This window comes from Halomonas lysinitropha, from assembly GCF_902500215.1.
In the GTDB taxonomy this organism is placed as follows: domain Bacteria; phylum Pseudomonadota; class Gammaproteobacteria; order Pseudomonadales; family Halomonadaceae; genus Halomonas; species Halomonas lysinitropha.
Genome location: NZ_CABVOU010000043.1, coordinates 100,647 through 126,991 on the forward strand (window position 1 = coordinate 100,647; position 26,345 = coordinate 126,991).

The window sequence follows — 26,345 nt, forward strand, 5'->3', positions numbered from 1 at the left end:
GTCTCGTCCCACAGTATCACCCGGTAACAGCGCGATGCGGGGTCGGGATATGGCTAAGCGGTCTGATTTGCGCGGGCGTGGGCTTTCCCGCGTCACACACGCAACTGATGTCGGTCATAGGGTCGTTGCTCCTGGAAAGCGCAAGGCGTCGGTCCCGGGCAGGAAGGCTGTCGACACCGGCAAGGTGCATTTCGAAGCCCTCGAACCTCGGCTCCTGCTTGACGCGGATCTGACGTTCTTCGCGGCTGCGGATCTCACGCTGCGCTATGACGCTGATGATTCGAGATTCCGGCTTCTGGAAACAGAAACCGTTAATGAGGTCGATTCTTTCGACACCGGAAGCCCGCTGCCCGATGAAATCCTGATCGAAGGTAGCAGCGGTTCCGATACACTCCGATTGGGAGATAACCTGCCCGATAGCGTGGTCTTCAAGTTCAAGGCCGGCGACGGCGACGACATGCTGGTCGTGGAGCGCGGCTTCGATCTGTTCGACCGCGCGACCGCCGCGGCAGGGGCCGCGATAGTTTTCGATGCCGGGTCAGGCGAAGATCGGCTTGAGATTGCGGACGATGCGGATATGGTCCTGACCGATGGGACCCTCCAGTTGGGCGGCGGCACGACAGTGGTCGCGCTCCGGTTCGACCGCGCGATCGACTTATCCGACCGGACGCTCTCGTCTACCTCACCAAGCGTGGAAAGCGCCGCGCTCACCGGCGGGGCAAGCGACAACCGCATCGAGATCGTCGGATTCGCGGGTGCGCTCGAGCTGGCTGGCGAAGGCGGGGCAGACACCTTCGTGCTCTCGATTGGCACGGATTATGACGACGTCACCATCGACGGCGGCACCGGCAATGGCGACTCGGTCGAGATCCGCGGCACCTCGGGTGACGACAACTTCGACTTCTCGTCCGGGCTGTCGATGTTCACGGATATCGAGTCGCTGAGCCTTCTCGGCCTCGACGGCGCCGACACCTTCATCATCCCCGCCAACAGTGTCGTGCCGATCACCATCGACGCCGGCGACGGCGATGACGTGATCACCGTCGACGCCGATGGCAACGCGGTGACCGACACCGCGAACGGCACCCTGACGCTCGAGTTCGATGGCGCGGACATCGAGAACATCGCGATCGTGCTCGGCTCGGCCGAGGAAATAAATGTCATCAACGCGACGGCCTCGAGCGACGACAAGAGCGCGATCGAGGCGGCCCTGGAAGCCCTGGCCGACAAGGAAGCCGAGCTGCTGGCGAACAACGGCGGCTTCGACGAGCGCGTGCCGCTGAGCGACATTCCGTTCGCCGACTGGGTGAACCCGGGCGCGCTGATCCGCTCCGACACGCGCCTCGAGGACCTGGGCGTCGGTTCCGGCGGGGCGCTCACGGTCGCGCTCGGCACGGACTCCGTCGACATCGCCATGGCGGGCCTGGTCGATGTGGCCGATCTGGTCGCCGAGTTCTCGGCCGCCTGGGCGGGCCTCGGCGCTGCCACCGGCCTGAGCCTTCGCCTCAACGCCAAACGCAACGGCTTCGAGATCGTCGGCGCGTCGAGCAGCGAGACGGTGACCGTGAGCGATACGGCTGCGGAGGACCTGGGCTTTGCGGACGCGGCCTCGGGCGTTAAGGGCACGGTCGAAGGGGCGCGGATCGCCGGGGGCATGGTCGGGCACCTCGCCGACAGTCTCGCTCTCGGCAGTGCCGCGGACCTCGGCGCGATCGAGACGGCCATCGAGGACGCTGCCGCCGGCTGGATCGGCAGCACGCTGGCCGAGAGCGGCGTCACGACCGGAAATGTCGATTTGCGGTCCGCGACGCTGACCGTCGAGAGCGACCTCAGGCAGGTCTGGAACGCGACGGACGAGGTCTTCGAGCTGATCCTGGAGCTTTCTCTGGACGGCTCGCAGATCTCCGCCGTCGACCTCTCAGGCTCGCCCGAGCTGGTCGAGCGGGACATCCGCTTCGCCGCCGGCGGGTTCGAGATGACCGGCACGATGAGCATGGAGCTCACCCGCAACGTGACGGCAGAGGAAACGACCCTGGGCACGACCAGCGCGGACCTGACCGACGACGACGACACGGTGCCGTCCGAGAGGCTGGGCGTCGATATCGGGGTGCTGGGCGCGGCGCTGGGGTCCGGCGCGGCGGTGGATATCGGGCTGAGCGCCAGCTTCGACTCGGCGGGGGCCGCCAGCTTCGGCACCGACGCGCTGAGCGTTACCCTGCCCATCGACGTGGACACCAGCATCTTCGACGCGGCGAGCGACACCTCGGCGCTGAGCGGGAGCCTGGTCGTCGGTCTTCCCCCCGGCGCAGCGAGCATCTTCGAGACCGTGGCCCCGGTCGAGGTCGTGCTGCCGGCGGCGCTCGAGGCCTTCAGCAACCTGACGCCCGAACGGGCGGCGATCCTCATGAGCGACTTGGCCGAGACGCTGGTGAAGCTCGAGGAGAGCGGCGCGCTGGGCCAGACGCTGCCCTACCTGCAGACGGCCGAGCAGGCGAACGAGATCCAGGAGATCACGGTCACCAAGGGCGACAGTGCTAATTTCACGCTGACCTTCGACGGCAAGACCACAGACGAGATCAGCGCCGACGCCGAGGCCGAGGCGGTGCGCGGCGCGCTCGGCGGCCTATCGGGGCTGTTCGCGAGCGACTTCCTGGTCACCCGCACCTCGGACGATGCCACGAGCGCGACCTACACGGTCGAGTTCGTCGGCCAGCTCGCGGGCGCTGACCAGCCGGGGATCACGGGCACGGTCGCCTCCGGCTCGGGCTCGGTCGCGGTCGAGACCTCCCAGGAGGTCGGCCTGACCCCCGGCGAGGCGGTGACGCTGGGCGCGCTTTCGCAGCTCGGCGCGGCGGCGGACGCGCTGGCGCGCGCGCTGCGCAACGAGATCCAGGAGGTGACGGTCACCAAGGGCAGCAGCACGTCGTTCCATCTGGTGGTCGATGGGCTGGTCGGCAGCGAGGGAGCGGTCGGCAGCGGCCAGGTGAACGACGATAGCCCGTCGTCGACCAAGTTCGTCGTGTCCGGCCTGACCGACACGCCTGCTGCCTACGAGGGCCATAAACTCCGTTTCGCGAACAGCAGCGAGCTGTTCGAGATCACCGGGGCGACGGAGTCCGACGGCGGCATCGAGCTGACAATCGACAACACGACAGCGCCGGCTCCAGCGGACGGCGACGCGTTCACGATTGTCGCTCAGACCGATGACATCGCGGTCGGTGCGGACGAGCAGGCCGTGCGGGCCGCTCTGGGAGCCCTGCCGGAGTTGAGCGAGAGCGACTTCCTGATCACGCGCACCGCCGACGATGCGACCGAGTCAGTGTACGTGATCGAGTTCACCGGAAAGCTGCAATCCGTGGACCAAGTGCCGCTTTCCGGCGGGGGGGCCTCGGTCGGCGTGACGGAAGTGTTCGAGGGCGGCGTGTTCGCCAACCTCGCGGAGCTGGCGCAGGACATCAAGACCTTCCTCAAGCTGACCGAGGCGCCGAAGTTCGGCTACACGCCGGCCAGCGGCTCGGCCGCCTCGGCGGTGACGCTGCCGCTCTCGTTCATGATGGAGACCGACTCCACGGCCTTGATCGATCCGGCGAGCGAGGGCGATGTCGCGCCGCTGAGCAACATCCGCACCTTCAACACCGGTTCCACGGACCCGGCCGAGGCGGTGGTCGGGACGACCGCGAGCCTCGATCTGGTGGTCGGCTTCGACCTCGGCGCCGGGCCGGTGGCGCAGGTCGGCGTGCCGTCGGTCTCGAGCGACATCGCCGATTTCGAGGACGTGCCGGGCGGCGTGAGCGAGGCGCTGGCGCAGAACGGCACATTGAACGGCGCCGGGCATTTCACCTTGGTGGTCGAGGGCGTGGTCGGCAAGGGCACGGTGAACGACACGTCGGCCACGGCGACGGCGACCGACTTCGTCGTCTCCGGCCTCGGGCACACGCCGTCGGCCTATATCGGCCAGTCGCTGCGCTTCGAGGGGAGCAGCGACCTGTTCGAGATCGACGACGCGACGGCCTCGGGCACCGCGGGCGACATCGCGCTGACGCTGGTCGGGGGCGGCAGCTCTGCGCCCGCCGACGGCGCGGCGTTCGAGATTGTGGGTGAGATGGCCGTCGTGGTGACGGTGCCAAAGGAGACCGACGGCACGGCCGCGCGGGACAAGGTCAAGAAGGAGATCAACACCACCAGCGATGCCGAGCAGTTCGAGCTGTTCGCCGAGCGCGCGGCGACGCAGAACGGCGGCATCCTGGGCTCGGACGCGCAGTTCGACCTGATCCTCACCCTGGACAATGGCACCGAGGATGGCACCGAGCTGATCTGGAGTCTGGAGGTGCTCGCAGAGGCGACGGACGGCACCGGCGCCGACACGCTGTTCCAGGAGCTGCTGGCATCGGGCGATCCGAACGCCGACGCCGCGATCGAGTGGGATTCCGGCTTCAGTGAGGACGATTCCGCCTCCTCCGAGACCGACGCCGCCCGCATCACCACCTCGAAGCCGGTGGTGCTGGACAAGGACCGCGGCTGGAACTTCATCCTCGAGCTCGACACCGGCGCGGCGGGCGCCGCGACGGAGAGGTACCTGGTCGAGGTCGACGCGCCGACCGGCGACAACGCCACGGCGCGGCTGAACGGCTTCGTCGCCAACATCAAGACTGCGCTGGGATCGGTCACGAACCTCGCCGATGACACCACCGCGGACATCAGCGCCGCCGTCGATGCCAGCGTGACCGGCGGCGGCATCGCGCTCGCCACCACGGCGGCGCCCGAGGAGGGAAAGGCCTTCCTGGCGCTACGCTCGGCGGCGGAACTGTTCGCCAATACCGGGATGTCCGATCTGGTCGACGACATCAACGCGGCCATCGGCGACGCCGTGCTGTCGTCCGGAACCACGACGAAGGAGCTGTCCGACATCCTGGTCGCCGACCTGAGCCCGGATGCCGAGGGAGACGCCCATTTCACCTTCCGGGTCAAGCTCGGGACTCTCGGGACTGTCGAAAGCGAGGAATTGCGCCGGGTGTCACTGACGGCCACCTCGGGCAACATCGCCGCGTCGGAGCTGGGCTTCGGCAACGAGACGCCGGTGGTCGAGACCGGCACGGTCGGCAGCACCGCCTCCGACATCACCGTTGCGGGCGGCGCCGTCACCAAGCTGGAGGCGATCATCCCCGGCTTCACCGATGACGCCAGTGACCTCGAGGGCACGATCCTGCGGATCACCGAGGGGGTGCTCGAGGACCTGCGCTTCGAGGTCACGGGGGCCTCGGAGGCCAGCGGCGTGTGGACGCTGGCCGTCGAGGGGCGGACGCTGACCCTGTCCGATACGGAGATCCAGGACGCGCTGAAAGACGCGGCGTTCGAGCTGGTCGATCCCGATCTGACATCGCAGTCGAGCTCGCTCTACCGCGACGTCGCCAGCGTGCTCGAGGACGAGGTGCAGCAGGCGGTGAATTCGGCGCTCGGCTCTGGCATCGTCGCGACCGACCGCCTCGGCAACCGGGTCCTGCTCGACGGCGCGACGGCGGAGCAGGCCTCGCTCCGGATCCTGGCCGACCCAATGAACGCCGAGCGCAACGACGCCGGGGTGCTGACCGATCCCGCCTTCAGCGAGATTGGCTTCGTCGAGAACGCCTTCGACCGCCAGGGCGCGGCCGAGATGTTCATCAGCGGCAAAGATGGCAGCGGGCCCGAGCTGACGTTCTTCGCCGAGGTGGCGTCGACCAACTTCGACATGACCGCGAACTACGGCTTCCTTGGCATCGAGGCGGTCGGTAACCTGACGCTCGACGGCGGGCTGAGCTTCGATCTGCTGGCCCCGGGCAGCAGCGGGCGGCTGAGCCTGCTGGACCTGCTCGGCAGTCTCGACAATGCCAGCATTTCCGACATGTTCTCGATTGCGGCCACGGATTCGGGCGGGGGGACGCCGTCCGCCGCGCTGTCGATCTCCTCGATCACGGCCAGCGAGTCGGTGCTCCAGACCGACGTTGAGGCGGCGTCGCTGATCGATCCGGGGACCGCAACCGCACGGCTTGATTTCGAGTTCCCGAATGCTTGGCTGACCAGCCCGACCGAGGAGCTGGTCATCACCGGCGACGCGGCGCCGACCGTCGGCACGGACGGCAAGCTGACCGGCACCGCCAATTTCCGGATCTCGGTCAACGGCTCGAAGGGCTTCGAGGTGGTGCTCCTCGGCACCGACTCCCTCGGCAGCCCCGCGAACGCCGTGGACACCTCGGGCAACACCATCACCGCGGACCTTTTGGCCGACATCCGCGCCGCCCTGGCTGTGGCGGCGGACCCGGACACGGGCGAGCCGCAGGACCTGACCAAGTGGATCGATGTCCGGCTCGAGGGCGGCAAGTTCGAGTTCTTCGCCACGCCGCCCGACGACCCGGATTTCTTCGTCTCGGTGCTCAGCGTGACGCCGCTCTTGGCGGGCAATACTAGGGGTGACGGCGCCAAGGAGCTCGGCTTCACCACGCGCCAGCAGTTCCCCTCGCGGGCGGTGACGCTGTCGAAGAGCCACGCCGAAGTGCTCGACGCCTTCACGCAGATCGACGGGGCGGCCATCCAGGCCTCGCTCGAGGGCGTGCTTGACAACTTCCTGAAGCGGCTCGGCGATCTCGCCGCGACCGATGATGATAAGGCCCCGATCTTGGCCGCCGACCTGCCGCTGCTGAAGCGCAGCGTGCTGGAGGTGCTGCCGGTGGCGGGCCAGTTCTCCAGCGCGCTCTCGGGGTTCGACGCCGCGGCGCTGGGCAACATCCAGGACCTACGGGCGCATCTGATCGATCTCGGCCTCGGCGACATCACCATCGGCGCGACGAGCGGTACCGACGGCACCGTCGCGCTCGACATCCTGATCGACGATTTCGCCGTCTCCGTGTCGGATAGCGCGACGAAGCTGCGGCTCGACCTGCAGCAAATCGCCGACATCCTCCCGATGGACGATGACAAGACCGCGGGCACGCTGGTCGAGCAGGGGCTGGTCGCCACCAACGGCCAGCTGCTGACGGTCAACGCCGAGGCGCTGCTCGATCTGGGCGTCGAGATCCGCTTCTCCGGCGCCAGCGATCCGACGACCACGCTGAAGAGCGGGACCGATACGAACGGTGACGACTATACCGGGGTCGACTTCGAGGTCGGTGCCAGCCTCGGCGCCAGCGCCGGCGGCGACGACATCCAGATCGGGCCGGTGACGCTGAAGACGCTTGGCGCCGAGGCCGGGCTGGGCGGCAGCTTCACCGTGACGCTGGGCAGAGACCTGGCACTGGGCGCGCTGGGCAGCGACCCGGAGGCGGGCGCCACCGTGGCGCAGGTCAACGCGGCGGCCACGGCCACAACCCATAGCGCCAGCGCCAGCGCGCTTCTGCCGCTGTTCCTGGCGAACGGGCGCGACCCGCTGCAGGGCGATATCGGCCAGGCCACGGGGAGCGCGACGCAGGACGACACCGGCCCGGGCCCCGACACCACCGAGATTGTCGCCCGCGGCATCGCGCGGAACGACTACGCCGGCTTCCTGCTGCGCTTCACCTCGGGCAACCTCGAGGGGCAGCAGTTCGATGTCGTGAGCTCGACCTTCGACACCGGCAGCGGCGAGACGACCTTCGTCGTGGACGGGCTGGTGGACGCGCCGGCGGACCAGGACAGCCTGGTGGTGGTCAACCCGATCCGCGTCGCGATCAACGACCTCGGCAAATTCCTCGACGGCTCAATCGCCGCCGCCGACCTGCCGGTGACGCTGCCGCAGAACACGGCGATCGCGGGGCTGCTCGACCCGGTGGACCAGATCGCCAACCCGGACGCGGTGATCGCGGGGATCGACGAGTTCTTCTTCGTGCTCCAGAACGCGCTCGACGACGTGGTGTTCACGCCGGCCTCGCTGCCCGTCCTGGGCAGCGCCATGGAGGGGCTGGGCGGGCTGATCTCCTCGACGCTGCGCGCGCAGCTGCTGCTCAGCTACGTCACCGAGTTCCTCAAGATCCCCGCGGCGGATCAGATGACGCCGCTCGAGACCATCGGGCTGATGCAGCGCGCCATCCACGAGGCGTTCAGCTCGACCGCCAGCGGCGCGGCGAACGGCCTCGGGCTGATCTCGACCGCCATCGCGGGCGATGTTGGGGTCAACGTCGAGTTTGACGACGATACCCAGAAGACTTCCGTGGACTCCGACTTCGCGTCGGACGTGAACAACAAGACGATCGACCGTATCTCGTTCGACCTGGGGCTCTCCCAGGCGCAGATCACCGTGCAGACGCTGGTCCAGAACTACATCTCCGCCACCCAGGGCGACACGCTGTTCGGCGAATTGGCGGACGCGCTTGCGGCGAGCTACTCCGGCTTCAAGGCGTTCTTCGACATCGGCGACTCGCTGCGCGCGCTCAACATGCGGCTGGACGACACGGTGTCCAGCGCCGATGCGACGGTCGGGTTCCTGCCGGCCGAGCTCGACGTGCAGCTCGGCTTCAACCTGGCGTTCCACTTCGGCTTCGACCGCGAGCTGGGCTTCTTCGTCGACGTCTCGGGCGACGAGGAGCTGGCGCTCGACGTGAAGGCGCAACTCTTGAACCCGACGCCGGGCGAGGTCGGCGCGTACAAGGGCAGCCTGTCCTACTTCGCCAGCGAAGTGCTGGACTTCACTGACATCCTCAGCGGCAAGGTCGACGGCAGCGTGAGCGGCACCACCGTCTCGCTCAAGGGAGCCGGCGCGGAGGGCAAGGGCGTCTCGGTCGGCAACAATTTCCTGGGCAACGCGTCGCTGTCCACGTTCCTGACCAACCTCTCGACGGCCGACAGTATCCACAAGCTGAAGCGCGTCGACGGCCAGTTCACGTTCAGCAACGTCAATGGCAGCGCGAGGACCGCGGATCTGGAGGTCAACCTCGCCGACGTTGCCTGGGCCGAGGCGCTGATCGACACCGACGGCTTGGAATTCGACCTCACCGTCAGAAATGTCGGGAGCGGCGATAACAGCTTCATTGCCTCTTTGACGCTCGGGTCCATCAGCGGGAACAACGCGACGTTCTCGGTCAGCAACTTGTTCTCGTTCGACACCCTGAGCGTGCCGGACGCCGCTGACTTCAATGATACGAACGTCGAGGTGTTCCTCTCGCTCAAGGACAAGGTGTTCGCGAACTATCTGGTCTCGATCCCGGAGGGCTACCGGCTGGTCATCCGCGATGACGCCGGCACCCTGGTCTCACGCCGGATCACGGCGATCGACCCGGGCACCCGCAAGATCACGGTCGACTCCGCCTTCACCGGCACCTTTGCCTCGGACGCGACCTGGTTCGTCTCGCCGCCCGAGAGCCGCTTCGAGGCGCGCTACAGCATCGACATCCTGGACCCGGACGAGGCCTCTGGCTTCGACGGCAATGCCTCGATCTCCGAGCTGCTGAACCTTACCGAGTTCGCCGACCTGATCGACGCCAAGATCTCGGGCACTACCGACCTCAACCTCGAGGTCACCACCCAGCGGTTCGATCGCACGCTGTCGGCACCGCAGCTCAGGACCGATCTCTCCGTGTTCTGGCAGTTCATCGAGCGCGACCTCGTGCACGAGGGCACTGACCTCGAGGGGCAGATCCAGGGCCTCGGCGCGCGCGCCTTCGGCGACGGCTTCGGCTTCACCTCGACGGGACTCGAGACGGTCCAGGACTCCAACCAGTTCCGCAACGCCATCCCGCCGGACGGCTTCGTGCCCATGATCGTCGATCATGCCGGCAATTCGGCCGACTTCGCGAACGGCGACATCATCCGCATCGAGGGCGCGCGCGGCGCACGGCCCGACCAGCCTGCGCCGATCCGCATCAAGGTCAACGACGTCTTCTCCATCAGCGATGTCGGGCAGACGTTCGATTTCGACAATCTCGACAATTCCATCACCTCCACCTTCACGCTCGACAATTCGGTCGGCGAGGACGCCACCAAGGGCGGCAATCCGGGGTTCCGCGAAAGCCGGCACACCGCCAATACCGGCGAGATTTTCATCCTGCCGAAGATCGAGAGCCTGGCGGTCGCGGGCGGCGAGATCACCGTCACGGTCAAGCTCAAGGACCCTCAGAACCTGGGTGACGGCGTGCAGCTGACGCTCTGGGACCTCTGGGCGCCGGGCAACAACGGCACCTATCTGATTGCCGATTTCACTGCCCCGTCCTCAGGCGATCTCTATTCGTTCAAGCTGAAGAACATCGACGGCGCGCTGGTCACGGACGCGATGTTGGGGCTCGATCCCACCGCCGGCCAGGCGCTGGTTGTGCGCCCGTTCGAGTCCGGTTATGTGGACAACGCCAACGCTCCGGTGGTCGACCATCTGAACGTCCAGATGAACCTGGACTCGGTGTCCGAGTTCGTCGCCGGGCTGGTCGAGTCCTTCGAGGGCGCGATCGAGCCGCTCGGCTGGCTGCTGAGCCCGACCGACGGGTTCCTTTTCCAGAAGGACCCGATCTTCTCGTTCCTCAACGGACGCACCTTCCGGGTCGTCGACACGCTGCAGCAACTGGCCATGCTTTCTGGTCGCGCAGATGCGTTCGTGGTGTTCGAGACGCTCGAGGCACTCTCGGTGATCTTCGGGCTGGCCGAGAAGATGGCGCAGCTCCAGGAATCCGTCGATGACGACGTCTGGCTGGATCTCGGCGGCATGCAGGTGCCCGACGTGCGGGGCGTCCAGGACCTGAGCCAGCTCTTCGACCCGCAAACCACGCCGCAGCCGAGCGGGATCAGCACCGGCTCGGTGCCGATCTCGATCAGTGAGTCCAAGGATCAACCGAACTCGGCCTTCGAAAAAAAGAAATCGCGTTCAGGCGGAGTGAACCCCATCCAGTCCAGCGTCTCGCTGCGCCAGCAGGTCTCGGAGAAGACCACCACAACCGATCGAAACGGCAAGACGGTAAGCTCGAAGGAGCTGACCAAAGGCGGTGGGGGCAGCCTCAGTGGCGGCTTCTTCCTCGATTTCCCCGTCCTGACCCGGCCCGAGCAGTCGCTGCGCATGCTGGTGGGCGCCGATGTGGATCTCTTCACGCTGATCCTGCCGACCCTGACGGTCGGCTTCGACATCGAGCAGAAGAAGACGGTCATGGCCGGCCCGGTGCCGATCAGCTTCGGCATCGGCTTCGGCATCGACCTCTCCCTGTCGCTGGCGGTCGGCATGGACACGGCCGGCTACCGCGACTTCGCGCGCACGGGCAACGAGGACGACATCAGCAACGGCTTCTTCTTCCTCGACGTGCGCGAGTTCACCCAGATCCAGACGGGCGGCGACGCGGCCGCGCCGGACAAGACCGGCCTCTCGCTCGACGACCCGGCCGAACTCTCCGTCGGCTTCATCGTCACGCTCAGCGTCGGGCTGGGGGTCGGAGGCTTCCTCGAGGTCGGCCTGCGCGCGGGGATCACGGGCTCGATCGACTTCAACTGGCACGATCCGGATTTCGACGGTCGGATTCGCATCGCCGAGCTCGAGGCCTCGACCGTGCTGGCGGACGGCAGCACCAACGGCCTTGCCGTGTTCGACATCTCCGGCACGCTTAGCTGGTTCTTCGAGTTCTTCGTCGAGGTGTTCGGCTCGGAGGTTTTCTCGATCGACCCGTTCGCGCAGGCGGGCATCGACCAGACCATCATCTCGGGCCCGATCAGCAACTTCCAGCGCCCCGCGATCATGGGCGCCATGGTCGGCGAGGAGATCCGCGTCAACATGGGCGCCTTCGCCGGGCAGCGGATCAACGGCGACACCTCGGACGGAAGCGAGGCTTTCACGCTGACGGCCAGCGGGGGCTTCCTCATCATCACCGGCACGCTCGACGGCAACAGCTTGACGCCCGGGCCCACGCTGGCCGCCGGGGTCCAGAGTATCAATAAGTTCGAGCTGGCCGGCGTCGCGCGGATCAGCGCCTTCGGCGGGGCGGGCGCCGACAAACTGACGATCGCCGGCGACTGGAGTAACTATGCCAGCGCCATCACGCTGCTGTTCCGGGGCGGCGTCGGCGATGACACCGTCGAGATCGGCTCGGGGGCCACGGCGGCCATCCCGATGCGCCTGCTCGGCGAGGAGGGCGACGACGATCTGACCGGCGGCACCGCAGACGACATCATCGAGGGCGGGGTCGGTGACGACACGCTCGGCGGCGGCAAGGGCAACGATCTGATCGAGGGCGGTCCCGGCGACGACATGCTCCTGGGCGGGGAGGGCGACGACACCCTGCAGGGCGGCTTCGGCGACGACACGCTCGACGGCGGCGCGGGCTCGGATACCTACAGGTTCGAGCAGAACTGGGGCGACGACGAGATCATCGAGGCGGCGAGCGAGCCGGGCGCGGTCGATACCATGGACTTCAGCCGGGCCCGGGCGCGGATCAACGTGACCATCGCCCCGACGGCGACTCCGTTCGATCCCGCGATCGACCCCTCGGTGGCCCCCGGGCTGACGGCCACGGACGATTTCGGCCTCTCGGCCGCGACCTCCGCCAACACCGTGACCCAGGCCGACAACGCCATCGAGCGGATCGTCGGCGGCCGGCTGGCCGACCGTTTCTACATCGCCGCCATGTCTCAGGACGGGCTGGCGATCGACGGCCGCGACGGCAACGACTTCTACATCGTGCAGATGAACCCCGAGCTGAGGGGCGTCTTGCTGCTCGGCGACAGCGGCTACAGCTTCTACACCGACACGCTGGAGGTCCGGGGCACGCTGGGCGACGACGCGGTCTCGGTCACCGACCAGAACATCCTGCTGGGCGCGGCGGCGCAGGCCGTGATCGTCTACGAGGATCCCGAGAACCCGCACCAGGACACCGCCGGCTTCGAGCGGCTGATCTTCAATATGCGCGACGGTGACGACACCGTCTGGCTGCATACCACGGTCAGCACCGCCTCGATCGAGATCAACGGCGGGTCCGGCAGTGACGACATCATGGTCGGATCGGCAAAGGTGGTGACGAGCGCGACGCCGCTCGACCAGCTCGCGAATGCCGGCGCGCAGCCCTCCGCGTCGCTGAACACGATCTACGACGCGTTGACCGCGGCTGACAGCGCCGAATTCGAGGTGTTGTTCGTCGGCGGCGACGCGCAGACCGTCGACATCAGCGCCGCGCTGACGGCCGGCGCGACCATCGCCGACCTGCTCACGGAAATAAACACGCAGCTCACCGACGTCACGGCCATCTGGGACACGGCGGAGCGAGCCATCGCCTTCCAGGCGACCGCCAACGGGTCCAAAGAGAACAAGGAGATCTCGGTCCGCGCCATCGTCGACAGCGGCGCCCCGGTGGCCACGGCGCTGGCGCTCGGCCTGCTCAGGCCGGCGGGGGTCGCGGTCGGCCGGTTCACCGGCCTGCGGCTTCATCGCCAGCTCGACTACCCCACCTTCTTCGACGGCGATCTCGGCGGCACCATCGACACCATCAGGCAGAGCGCGGTGAACGGCCCGGTGTTCCTCGCCGGCGGCAGCGGCGTCGACGACCGGGTGGTGATCGACGACAGCGGCGACACGACCGGTGACAACGGCGAGGAGAAGGGCATCCTGGTTGAGACCTTCCTCTCGGGCCTGGGCGTGGCCGAGGGCATCGACTATCGCGAGTTCGCCGAGCTGACCGTGCGGCTGGGAACCGGCGAGGACACCTTCTTCGTCGAGGACACCCATCTGGGCACGACCAATTTGCGCGGCGGCCCCGGAGCCGACACGCTGGATGTCGAGCGGATCAAGGGTCCGACCTTCGTCGATGGTGGCCTGGGCGACGACATCATCAACGTCAACCGGCGGCTCACCTTCCCGGCGGTCCTGGGGCCGATCGTGAACGCTGGCGCGGTAGGGACGCTGGACACCTCGGGCACCGCCGACGCCTATGTCCCTCTCGGCGCCGTCACCAGCATCTATGCCGGCACGGTCGACGCGACGACCGGCACCGCGGATCTCTATGTCGACGCAGCCGATTTCGCGCCGGACTTCCTGGTGCCGTCGGACTTCCAGGCGCTCGTCGGCGCCGAGTTCGAGGTGACCGGCGGCACGGCGGACGGCACGACCGCCACCGTCGAGAGCATCGACACTGGCCTCCTGGCCAGCGACGGGCTGGTCGGCTTCACTTTCACCGTGCTGACGCGGCCGGCGACGCTACCGGACTCGAGCAGCACGTGGCAGATCACGCACCCGAACACCGACCTGCTGATCGGGGCGAGCTTCGAGATCACCGAGGGCACCGGTGCCGGCGAGACGGCGACCATCGCGGGCCTCGAGGAGGACCGGATTAGCGAGGGCCTGATCGGGTTCGTGTTCGACGCGGCGCTCGGCACCCCGCCCGATGAGACCAGCGCCTGGCGCACCAGCCGGCCCGACCCGGCGTTCGACCCCGCGCTCAACGTCGCGCCGGACATCAACCCGATCGGCTCGGGAATCTCGGGCGCGGCGCTGACGCTCGACGGCGAAGACGGCTCGGACGTCTACACCGTCAACCTCGCCGGCCGCGGCGAGTCGCTGATCAACGTCAACGACACCGGTGGCGCCGACGCGGGCGTGGACGCCTTGACGGTCAACGCCACTCCGCTGGCCGACTACCTGCTGCTTCGGGCCAACAAGACCACCGGCACGCCTGCCGGCTTCATCGCCTCCTTCACCCAGGGCGCGGAGAACCAGGGCTTCTCGCAGACCGCGCAGATCGAGCGGGTCAACTACGACAAGGACATCAACGCGGGCGTGACGATCAACCTGTTCTCGGGCGACGACGAGATGGTGATCGACGATGTCGCGGCTCCGCTGCAGGTGTCGGGCGGCATCGGCGACGACTCCTTCCAGGTGGGCCAGCTCTTCGACACCATGCGTGTCGGGCCGAATACGCCGGAGACGGGGGACGTCAACCCGGCCACCGGCCTGTCGGACGAGGACGCCTTTGCCACCATCGAGACCACGCGCGGCTGGCTGTCGAACGGGATCAGCGAGTCCACGCTGATCGACGGCGGCGGCGGAAACGACAACTTCGATATTCTGCACAACCTCGCGCCCCTGTCGCTGCGCGGCGGCGATGGCGACGACACCTTCATCGTGCGCGCCTTCGCGCTGGCGGGCAGCCAGGACAACCTGCGCGAGCGCACCGACATCTCGGGCGGCGGCGGCGCCGACCTGATCCAGTACGCGGTGAACGCGCCGGTCACCATCAACGGCGGCGACGGCTTCGACACCCTGATCATCATCGGCACCGAATTCGCCGACGACTTCGTGGTCACGCAGGACGGCGTGTTCGGCGCCGGCCGGGACTTGCAGTTCACCGAGATCGAGGACTTGACCCTCGACGGCGCCGAGGGCGACGACCGCTTCTTCGTACTGGGCACGCAGGAGGGTGTGCGCACCCAGATCGCCGGCGGCCTCGGCTCGGACACCTTCGTCGCCGGGGGCGACACGCCGCCGGTGGTCGCGAACGACCTGCTCGGCCACAGCGGCCTGATCGCGCACAGCGTCGAGAGCATGCTGACCAATGGCGAGGTTGGCGACTACGATGGCATCAGCATCGAGGGCATCACGGCCAATGTCGTCGACGATGATGAGCCGGCGATCGCCTTCGTCAATACCGGCCCGAAACAGGAAATCGAGCTGCTGGAGGGCGGCGCCGCGGCGAGCTATGCCATCGTGCTGACGCGCCGGCCCGAGACGGACGTCACCGTGACCATCTCGCCGGTGGCGCCGTCGGTCGAGGACGCCTCCAAGGGCTTCCGCAACCTGGAGGTCTCGGGCGACAACGCCAGCTTCTCGGACGCGATCACGGTGACCTTCACACCGGGCAACTGGGACACCGCCCAGACCGTCTGGGTGCGGGCGCCGGAGGATGCCGGCGCCGAGGGCGCACACTTCGCCGAGCTGCGCCATTCGGTGCAGAGCCAGAAGGTGTATAAAGGCGACGTGGGGTCGCTCTCCGCCGGGTCCGCCGACTCCGTCGAGATCTCTGAATCCGAGCTCCCGGATCTTGGCACCGCGGACGATTTCTCGCCCCTGATCGGGGCGCAGTTCGAGGTCACCAACGGCACGGCGGAGGGCGACTCCGCGATCGTCAAGGGCTACTCAAGGAACGCGAGCACCGGCAACGTCACTCTCCAGCTCGCCACGCCGCTCTCCGCGGTGCCCGACGGCACCTCGGCCTGGCAGCTCACACGCACGGACGCGATCACGGGCACCGAAATCAGCAACGTCGCCGACACCATCGAGGACGTGAACACCAATTTCGGCGTCCAGGGCGACGTCGAGGTGGCGCCGCTGCTGGTGGGCAAGACGCTGACGGTGACGTTGGGTTCCGGCGCCGAGGAGAGTTTCCAGATCCTGTCCTCGACCAAGAACACGATCACCGTCAACGGTGCGTTCTCCGACACCATCAAGGCCGGCGACAGCTACACCATCTTTGACGGCATGACGCCGCTCACCGTCGAGGGCCACACCTTCGAGGGCCTGCTGACCGGCACCGTCCAGCGCACGGTGGACGATGCCAGCGCCGATTTCGGCGCCGCGGACAGCCTGCGCGGCGCGGTGGTCGAGATCCTCGCCGGCACCGGCGCGGGCCAGTCGGCGATCATCACCGCCAATTCCGGCACCAGCTTCACGGTCGACCGGCCCTGGAGCGTGCCGCTCGATGCCAGCTCGATCTACGCCATCCACCGCTACAACGACCTGAAGCTGCCGAATCTCGGCGCCTCGATCGTCGACAACGACGCCACCGGCGTCGCGGTGGTGAAGTCCGAGGCGCAGATCGACGCCATCGAGGGCGAGACGGGCGGCGACACCTACGACGTGTTCCTGACCCGCAAGCCCGACGCTGGCGCGACGGTCAATGTCACGCTGCGCCCGCTGGCCGACGACTTCGGCGCGCTGCAGGTGAGCCTGAGCGCGGCGGGCGCCACCGTGGACGCGGACGGCTCGATTACCCTCGCCTTCGACGACACCGACTGGAATGTTCCCGTCACCGTGACCGTGAGCGCGATCGACGATACGGTGGTCGAGGGGCCGCAGTTCAGCATCGTCACCCACACCGTCGCCAGCGCGGGCGACACCGACCGGACCGAGGCAGGCTTCGACTCGGTGTTCCTGTCGAACGACGCCGAGGCGACGGCGAAGAACTCGAAGAACGAGACGCTCGCCTCGTCCGGCACCGAGCTCTCGCAGCTTCTGCTGGGCGAGGACGTGGCGATCAATGGCGGCGCCATCGTCGTCGATGCCGGGACCCCGACCGTGCAGACCGTGACCCTGCCGGCGACCTCCATCGGCGGCAGCTTCTTCCTGAGCTACAAGGGCGAGCGCACGGCCAACCTCTCCTTCGACTCCAGCGTGGCGGCGATCCAGTCGGCGCTGGTCAGCCTGCCGACGATCGGCACGGCCGAGAGCGGTGCGCCGAACGTCGAGGTCGCGCGGACGAACAACAAGCTCACGCTGAGCTTCGCCGCCACCTTCACGGATCTGGTGTCCGTCCAGGCCGACGGCTCGGGCCTGCTGACGCTGGCGGCCTCGGCGGAGGACGCCAACCGCGACAACGTCGTGGTCACGGTCGACGGCATCGCCCTGCCGCAGGGCCGCTTCACCATCTTCGGCAACGTCCTGACCTTCGTCACCGCCACCGGCGCGCCCGAGTTCCGCGACGGCGTGGTCGAGGTGGTCTATGACCGGACCCGCGAGGGCTTCGACGGCCTGACGGCCGAGAGCCTGACCGTGCAGGTCGCCGACGACGATGCGCCCGGCGTGCTGATCGAGGAGTCGGGCGGCACCACCACCGTGATCGAGGGCAAGTCGGTCGGCCAGGTGGGCTATTCCGACAGCTACACGGTGCGCCTGACCAAGCAGCCGGCGGCGGGCGAGGAGGTGACCATCCGTCTGCGGCCCGATGACACCCGCACCAGCCGCGGGCCGATCGCCTATTTCGCGCCGCAGGTGGCCTTCGTGGCCGGATCGGGCCAGACGCTCGAGGCCGACGGCACGCTCCTCCTGACCTTCGACGAAACCAACTGGAACGCCGCCCAGACCGTCACCGTCACCGCGGTCGACGACCAGGTGATCGACGGCGGCGACACCAAGGCCTTCCCGGACCTGCCGAACGTGCTGAACCGGGTGCGCGGCCCGCTGCTGATCGACGGCGCGGGCGGGCAGGGCTCGCTCGCCGGGCTGACCGACCCGGTGCTGATGCCGGGCGAGAAGGACCGGCGGCCGACGGATGGCGTCGTGGTCGGCGTCGACGGCGACGGCACCGAAATCTCCGTCGCGACCGCGGATCTGCCCGACCACATCACCGTGGGCTCGGACGACGACACGCTCCGGAACCTGATCGGCCGCACCCTGACGCTGGCCGAGGAGGCGAGCGAGTTCGAGGGCGAGTTCCGGCTGATCACCGACGCCGTGTTCGACGGCGACAAGGTGATCCTGACGGTGAACGCGGCCTTCAGCACCGACATCTCCGGGCTCGGCTTCGCCATCACCGACAACTCGGCCAACTTCTTCGTCGACGAGGCCGACCAGCTCGACTGGCTGACGGCGATCAACGAGGACTCGATCCGCGACGAGCGCGGCGTGCTGACCGCGACCCGGATCACCGGCTTCGGCATGGTGCCCGACGTGCTGATCGCCGGCCGGTTGCAGCCCGGCGGCATCAGCTATGAGAACCTGGAGAACCTGGAGCTGCGCCTGGCCGCCGGCAGCGACGAGCTGACGATCCAGAACACGCATTTCGGCACCACCACCGTCGAAGCCAAGGGCGGCGACGATGTGATCCATGTCGACGCCACCTCGGGGCACACCACCCTCAACACCGGGCTCGGCTCGGACACCGTCACGCTCGGCAACCAGGACCCGACGCTGGGAACGGTGGACCTCGCGGACTTCATCCAGGGCCTGCTGACGATCAACGGCGACCCGCTGATCGCCGAGGTGCGGACCTTCACCGACGGCATCGCCTCGGACCAGACCAACGAGGTCCAGTTCGTGACGCTGAACGCCGTGGACGGCAGCTTCAGCCTGACGCTCGGCGACGAGACCACCGCCGCCATCGACTATCCCGCGGCCGGCACGCCGCCGAGCGCGGCCACCGTGCGCGCGGCGCTCGAGGCGCTGGAGTCGGTCGGCACCGGCAATGTCGAGGTGCTGCGCGACGGCGCCAGCTACCGGATCGAGTTCGTCAACGCCAAGGCGGAGACGGACCTCGCCGAGATCATCGTCGACTCGGCCGCGCTGGTCCCGCCGGTGGAGGACGACGAAGTCACGCTTACCGACAGCGCCGACACGCTGGCCAATCGGCTGCTGCTGACGCAGCATTCGATCACCGGGCTCGGCATGCTGAAGGTGAACGAGGTGCAGGTCGTGACCGTGGATGCGTCCGGCGGCAGCTTCATGCTGGGCTTCGGCGGCAAGACCACCGGCGCGCTGGCGCACGACGCCTCCGCGGCCGAGGTGCAGGCGGCGCTCGAGGCGCTGGCCACCATCGGCACCGGCAATGTCGCGGTCAGCCGGATGGCGACCGCGACCGACCTGGGCGGCGCGGCCGGCGGCGACGGCAATGACGGCTCGATCTATGTGCTGCGCTTCCAGGGCGAGCTTTCGGCGCAGGACCTCGACGAGGTCACCGCCGGCGATATCGACCTCGCGGCGCCGATCCACGGCACCGGCGAGACCGCGGAGGCGGGCGCGGTGGCGCACATCAAGGTCCACACCCGGACCGACGGCACCGCCGAGAATCCGGTCGACGAGGTGCAGTCGCTGAAGATCGACGCGGACAGCGGCAGCTTCCTGCTCGACTTCGCCGGCGAGATCACCTCCGAGATCACCGTCGCCGCCGGGGAGACCTTCGACAACATCGTCGCGGCGCTGGACGGGCTGTCCAGCTTCGTCGCTGGCCCCTTTGCGGACCCGGATACGGGCGAGCTGGAGGACCTGACGAACAAGAACCTGATCGTGACCGAGGTGATCCCGGACCGGCTCTACTCGATCCGCTTCACCACGCCCGTGCTGTCCGATCCGGCGCCGGCTCCGCTGCCTCTCGATCTCGGCGGCCAGGACGTTGCGACCATCGTTGCCCGCGGCGACGCGCCGGCGCTGGTCTCGGTTGTGCGCGAGGGCGGCACCGAGGCGGCGACCAACGCGCGCCAGCTCGTCACCGTCGGCGGTACCAGCGGCAGCTTCCGCCTCTCGCTCGACTTCACCACCAGCAAGGGCGAGAGCGTCGTCGATGAGGCCGGTTTCGTCACCGACGCGATCCGCGTCGGCGCCACCGCCTTCGAGGTCGAGAACACGCTGCAGCGCCTGATTCTCGGCAGCCGCTTCGCCTCGGACATCACGGTGCAGAAGACCGCCGGCGTCGACGGCGACGTCTACATTGTCAACTTCGATGGCATCCTCAGGTCCGACGAGGGCGGCGGCGCCATCGTCGGTCTGCTCGAGGTCGGCGACAACAGCACCGACGGCGACGTGACGGTGCAGAGCCGCATGGACGGCATCAACTACTACGGCATCGACACGCTGACGATCAACACCGGCTCGGGCGCCGAGACCGTGAGCGTGCAGGGCACCACCGCGGACACCACGCTGAACCTCGCCCCGGACGGCGCCATGGACGACGATCAGGTGTTCGTCTCCTCCGACGCCGATCTGGACGCGACGCTGGCCGGCGACGACCTCGACGGCGACGGCGCGCCGGACTTCGACTTCCTCTCGGGCAACGTCGACCGGGTGGCGGGCGACCTGACGGTGAACGTGGGCGGCGGCAGGCACCGGCTGATGGTCAGCGACGAGGACGCCGGCGCGGGCGACGACGACGTGCTGATCACCTCAGGCACCGGCAACGAGGTCGAGATCACCGGGCTGGCGCCAGGGATGATCGCCTATTCGGCCGGCGCCGCCGGCGATTTCGGCAACGGCATCAGTTACTGGACCAGCGGCCACGCCGATACGGTGATGATCAAGGAGACCCACAGGCGCGCCGATATCTGGACCATCACCCAGCTAAACACGGGTGCCGGGAACGATACGGTCACCGTCGAGCTCGACGCGGCGACTGACGGCTTCTTCGCGCTGAATACCCAGCAGGGCGACGACGTCGTGGAGGCCGGAGCCTCGACGCTGGGGCTGGTGATCTTCGGCGGGCTCGAGGACGACACCATCACCGGCGGCCTGGGCGCGGACATCATCATCGGCGACCAGGGGCGGGTGCATTATGGCACGGGCGACGACCTCGTGCGGCTCGGCGGCGGCGGCCCGGGCGACCGGGTCAACCCGGTGGCGCAGCCGATCACGCGGATCTTCAACCAGGACGACGACACCGAGACCGGCACCGAAGCGAACGTCTTCAGCAATGACGGCATGGTCACCGACCTCGGCGGCAGCGACACGGTTCATGGCCTCGCCGGCGATGACATCATTCTGGGCGGCCAGGACAACGACGGCACGGACACCACCCGCCCGGTGATCGACGGCATCGAGGTGCTCGGCGACGCGCTGCATGGCGAGGCCGGCCAGGACGTGGTTCTCGGCGACAGCGGCAAGCTGGAGTTCATGGTGCTCGCCAATCCCGGCGTGGTCATCAGCCGGCTCGAGTCCGAGCGGATCCACGTCGGCGGCTCCGACGTCATCACCGGCGGCACCCAGGACGACCTCTTGATCGGCGGCGCCGACGGCGACTTCATGGACGGCGGACTCGGGCGCGACCTGGTGCTCGGCGACAACGTGATCCTCGAACGCCGCCTGGCGCCCGACCCGCTGCCCGCGCGGGACCCGCGGGTGCGCCAGCTCAACGACGGCCGGATCTATGCGCCCGACGGCTCGCTCGACCTGGACCTCTCGACCCCCTTCGCGGACCCTCGCCACGAGGGCGCGCCGTGGGCCGAGCTCGCGATCACCGAGCTGCATCACGACGCCGATACGGAAGATCTGAGCAACAACAACTTCGGCGACGACTACATTTCGGGCGGCGGCGACGACGACATGATCTTCGCCCAGCTCGGGCAAGACGTGGTGCAGGGCGACGGTTCCATCGCCTCGGCGCTCGCCGGCAACCCGGTCGGCGCGGCGCGCGATGCGGACGGCCAGCTGCTGGTGCAGCCCTCGTTCGAGGCCGCGACGGACGGTGACGACTACATCGAGGCCGGCGGCGGCGACGACATCGTCTTCGGAAATTTGGGCCAGGACGACATCATCGGCGGCTCCTCGGGGCTGTTCACGCTGGTGACGCCCGGGCAGCGCCCGGACGGCAGCGACATGCTGTTCGGCGGCGCCGGTCTGCAGATCGAGCGCAATGCGCTGGGCAGCGGCGGGGGCAGCACCGGGTCCCTGATCGCCGATCACGCCAGGGACGCCGATCACATCCTCGGCGACAACGGCAACATCTACACCCTGGTCGATGCGGACGGCGCCTTCCTCGCGTTCGCCTACGACTCCGCGGACGACATCGGCTCGGACCCGACCGCGCCGGGTGAGCCGCAGTCCCGCGGCGAGGAGCGGATCGTGGTGCGCGCGCACAGCCTGCTCGACAGCGTGCCGGGAGACGATACGGCGGGCATCGGGGCGAGCGACCTGATCCACGGCGAGGACGGCGACGACGTCATCCACGGCATGCGCGGCAACGACGTGCTCTACGGCGATGGCTGGGACGACGACATCTATGGCGGCACCGGCCACGACCGCATCTTTGGCGGCAGCGGCGAGGACGGCGTCATCGGCGACGACGGGCGTATCCTCACCGCGCGGAACGGGCTCGCCGAGCCGCTCTACGGGCTCGGCGCCACGAGCGAGCAGGAGCTCGGACCGGCCAATCCCGTCATCGGCGTATGGGTGGACCTCCACGGGTTCCTGAAGAAGAGCGTGTGGCTGACCGAGTCCATGGCGGCGTTCGATGACCTGATCTATGGCGGGCTGGGCGACGACTTCCTGCATGGCAGCGGCGGCGATGACGCGATCTCGGGTGCCGAGGCGCTCGCGCACCTGTACGCCGACACCCGCCCGCTGACGCCCTGGACCGACGCCAACGGCACCGAGCAGACCGGCGCCCTGGCCTACGACCCGGTCAGCCGTAAGCTGATCGAGTTCTTCGATCCGGTGCTCGCCGCGGCGCAGCCGTTCTACGACGCCGAGAATCCGCGGCTGCGCATCGAGGGCTTCGTCCTGAACTTCGAGACCTTCGACGAGACCGACAGGCTGATCGAGGACGGCAAGGACCGGATCTTCGGCGGCGAGGGCAACGACGCGCTGTTCGGCGGCACAGGCAAGGACCGTCTGTTCGGCGGTATGGGCGACGACTACCTGCAGCTCGACGATAACCTCGGCACCAACGACGGCCTGAACGACACCAGCGACGACGCGACCCGTCCGGCGGAGACCGGCGGCGCAGGCGACTTCGCCTACGGCGGCGGCGGGCTCGACGTCCTGATCGGCAACACCGGCGCCGACCGGATGTTCGATTTCCTGGGCGAGTTCAACAGCTTCTTCGTGCCGTTCAAGCGCTTCGGGGCGCCCACCGTGAACCGGCTGCCGAACCCCGGCATCATCGCGTTCATCGAGGAGCTGGGCGAGAACTCGGGCGCCGACGAACGGCTGCACGGGCCCGCGGGCGAGCTCGGCATCGTCACGCGCTCCGATCCCGAGTGGGGCGACAACCGCGGCAGCTCGCGCGACCCGCAGCCGGGCAACGGCACCGGCGATCATGACACCGCCGGCGAGATCGAGGACGACCGGACGCTGGCCCCGCTGCAGACCGCGCATGGCAGCACGCCTACGGCCCCCCTCGAGGCAGTGGACACGACGCGGATCGTGATCGAGAAGGCGGTGAACGCGGCCGAACCGCTCAACCCGACGACCGCCGAGGACGCCGATACGGTGCCGGTCGAGCTGAACGTGGGCGACAACGTCGTGTGGACCTATCTCGTTCGGCTTTCGGAGGACGCCGCGGTTTCCGCAACGGACGTCATCGTCACTGACGACGCGGGTACGCCCGACGACGATTCGGACGACTTCGCGCCGACTTATGTCTCCGGCGATACCGACGACGACGGACTGCTCGATCCGGGCGAGGTCTGGCTTTACGAGTCGGATCCAGCGACCGCGCCGCTGGGCGACTACGTCAATATCGCCACGGTCGCTGCTCAGGCAGACGGAGTGATGCTGACCGACAGCGATCTGGCCCGGCTGCACGGCGTGTCGCCGCCACCGCCCGGGCCTGTGGCCATCGATATCGAAAAGGCGGTGAATGCGGTCGATTCTCTGAACCCGACGGCGCAGGAGGATGCCGACACCGTTCCGGTTGAGCTGAACGTGGGCGACAACGTCGTGTGGACCTATCTCGTTCGGCTTTCGGAGGACGCCGCGGTTTCCGCGACAGACGTCATCGTCACTGACGATGCGGGTACGCCCGACGACGACTCGGACGACTTCGCACCGACCTTCGTCTCGGGCGATGCGAACGGTGACGGACTACTCGATCCGGGCGAGGTCTGGCTATACAGCTCCGAGAAGCCTGAGTTCATCCATACGGTGACGCTGGACGACTATGTCAACGTCGCAACCGTCAGCGCCATGATCGGCGAGGAGTCGGTCGAGGACACCGACGTCGCGCGGATCCTGGGCGTCGAGGTTCCCGAGCTGCCGGAGATCTTCGTCGAGAAGGCGGTGAACGCGGCCGACCCGCGGAACCCGACCACGGCCGAGGACGCGGACACCACGCCGGTCGAGCTTTTCGAGGGCGAGAAGGTGGTCTGGACCTACCTGGTGCGCCTGGGGCCGGACGCCGAGACCTCGGTGAGCGAGGTGACGCTGAGCGACGATGCGGGCACGGCGGGCGTGAGCACCGACGACTTCGCGCCGGAACTGGTCTCCGGCGATGACGGCAACGGCTTGCTCGACCCCGGCGAGACCTGGCTCTACAGTTCCGCCCCCGTGGCCAGCCACACGGTGACGTTGGGCGACTACGTCAACACGGCGACCGTCAGCGGGCTGGTGGACGACCTGGTGATCATGGCCAGCGATGTCGCGCGGATCACGGGTGTGCCGCTGCCCCCGGGGATCATCGTCGAGAAGGCGCTCAATGCGTCCGACCCGCTGAACCCGACGACCGCCGAGGATGCCGATATCCTGCCGGTCGAGCTGAACGTCGGCGAGGACGCGGTCTGGACCTATCTGGTGCGCATGGCCCCGGACGCCGATGTCTCGGCAAGCGGGGTGACGCTGATCGACGATGCGGGCACGCCGGGTGATACGAGCGACGACTTCGCGCCGGCCTTCGTCTTGGGCGACGAGAACGACAATGAGCTGCTCGATCCGGGCGAGACCTGGCTCTACAGCTCCGCGGGGGCGATCAGCTACAGCGTGCTCGAGGGCAGCTACGTCAACACCGCGACGGTGACGGCGATCACGCCGGAGGGCGAGACCGGCGACACTGACAGGAACCGCCACATCGGCATTGGCGATACGCTTGGCGAAGGGATGACCCCCGGCTTCTGGAAGAACAATGCCGACAAGCACGACGCAGGGGCCTGGCCACGCGAGGCGGATGGCACACTGCTCTACGATCCGGGCCAGACGCTGGAGAGCGTGTTCGAGGTGCCGGACGAGCTCGGGCTGGACGATGTGACCCTGGTCGTGGCTCTGGACTTCAACGGTGGTGGCGCGGATGCCCTGCTGCGCCATGCGGTGGCGGCGGTGCTGAACGCCGCGCACGAGGCGGTGGACTACCCGATCAGCGTGCCGGACGTCGTGGCGATGACGAACGAGGCGCTGGCGGGCGGCGATGCCGAGATCATCGAGGCGCTCAAGTTGCGCTTCGACGAGTGGAACAATCTCGGCAGCGATCTGGATATGAACGGGCCGAGCGGAAAGGCCGGTTCCGATGCCGCGGCAATGACGACCGAGAAGCCGACGCGCGAGGGTGGCGCCGATCAGCCGTCCGGCACGTTCGACCGGTCGGGGCCCACCGCCGGCGAACAGCCCGGCAGCGATCAAGGCACTTCTAAGGCGCTTTCGTTCCAAGGGATCGACCTTGGGCCCGTGATTGCGCAGGCGACTCTGCACGAGGCGGGAATCGCGACGGCTTCGACGACAAGTGCCTCGGCCAATCGCGGCGTAACGGCCCCGGAGCCTGCGCATGGCGGGTTGCAAGTCTTCGATGAACAGATCGGTGCTCTGCTTGATCGTGACGAGACCCGGTTACTGAAATCCCTCAACGTCAAACTTGTGGATCTGATCGAGGGCGATGAGCCCCTGCCCGCACCCAAGATCGGCGAACAACCGACGATGGCCAAGCATGCTACGAGCGGCAGGGCCAAGGTGGTGTGGGAAGCCTGAAACCAGGTCGACAATACAGTCGTTGTCCGGTCGCGTCCTTGAACCGCGGTCTCGTCGTAATGATGTGTATGAAACCAGGGGA

1 protein-coding gene is annotated in these 26,345 nt (G+C 67.9%); it reads left to right on the plus strand.

Annotated features, from left to right (window positions below; translation table 11 throughout):
• Positions 1–184 precede the first annotated feature (184 nt).
• Positions 185–26,263, plus strand: a complete 26,079-nt coding sequence (locus tag HALO32_RS15500) for an LEPR-XLL domain-containing protein (RefSeq protein WP_192576530.1) — start codon at positions 185–187, stop codon at positions 26,261–26,263.
• The last annotated feature ends 82 nt before the right edge of the window (positions 26,264–26,345 follow it).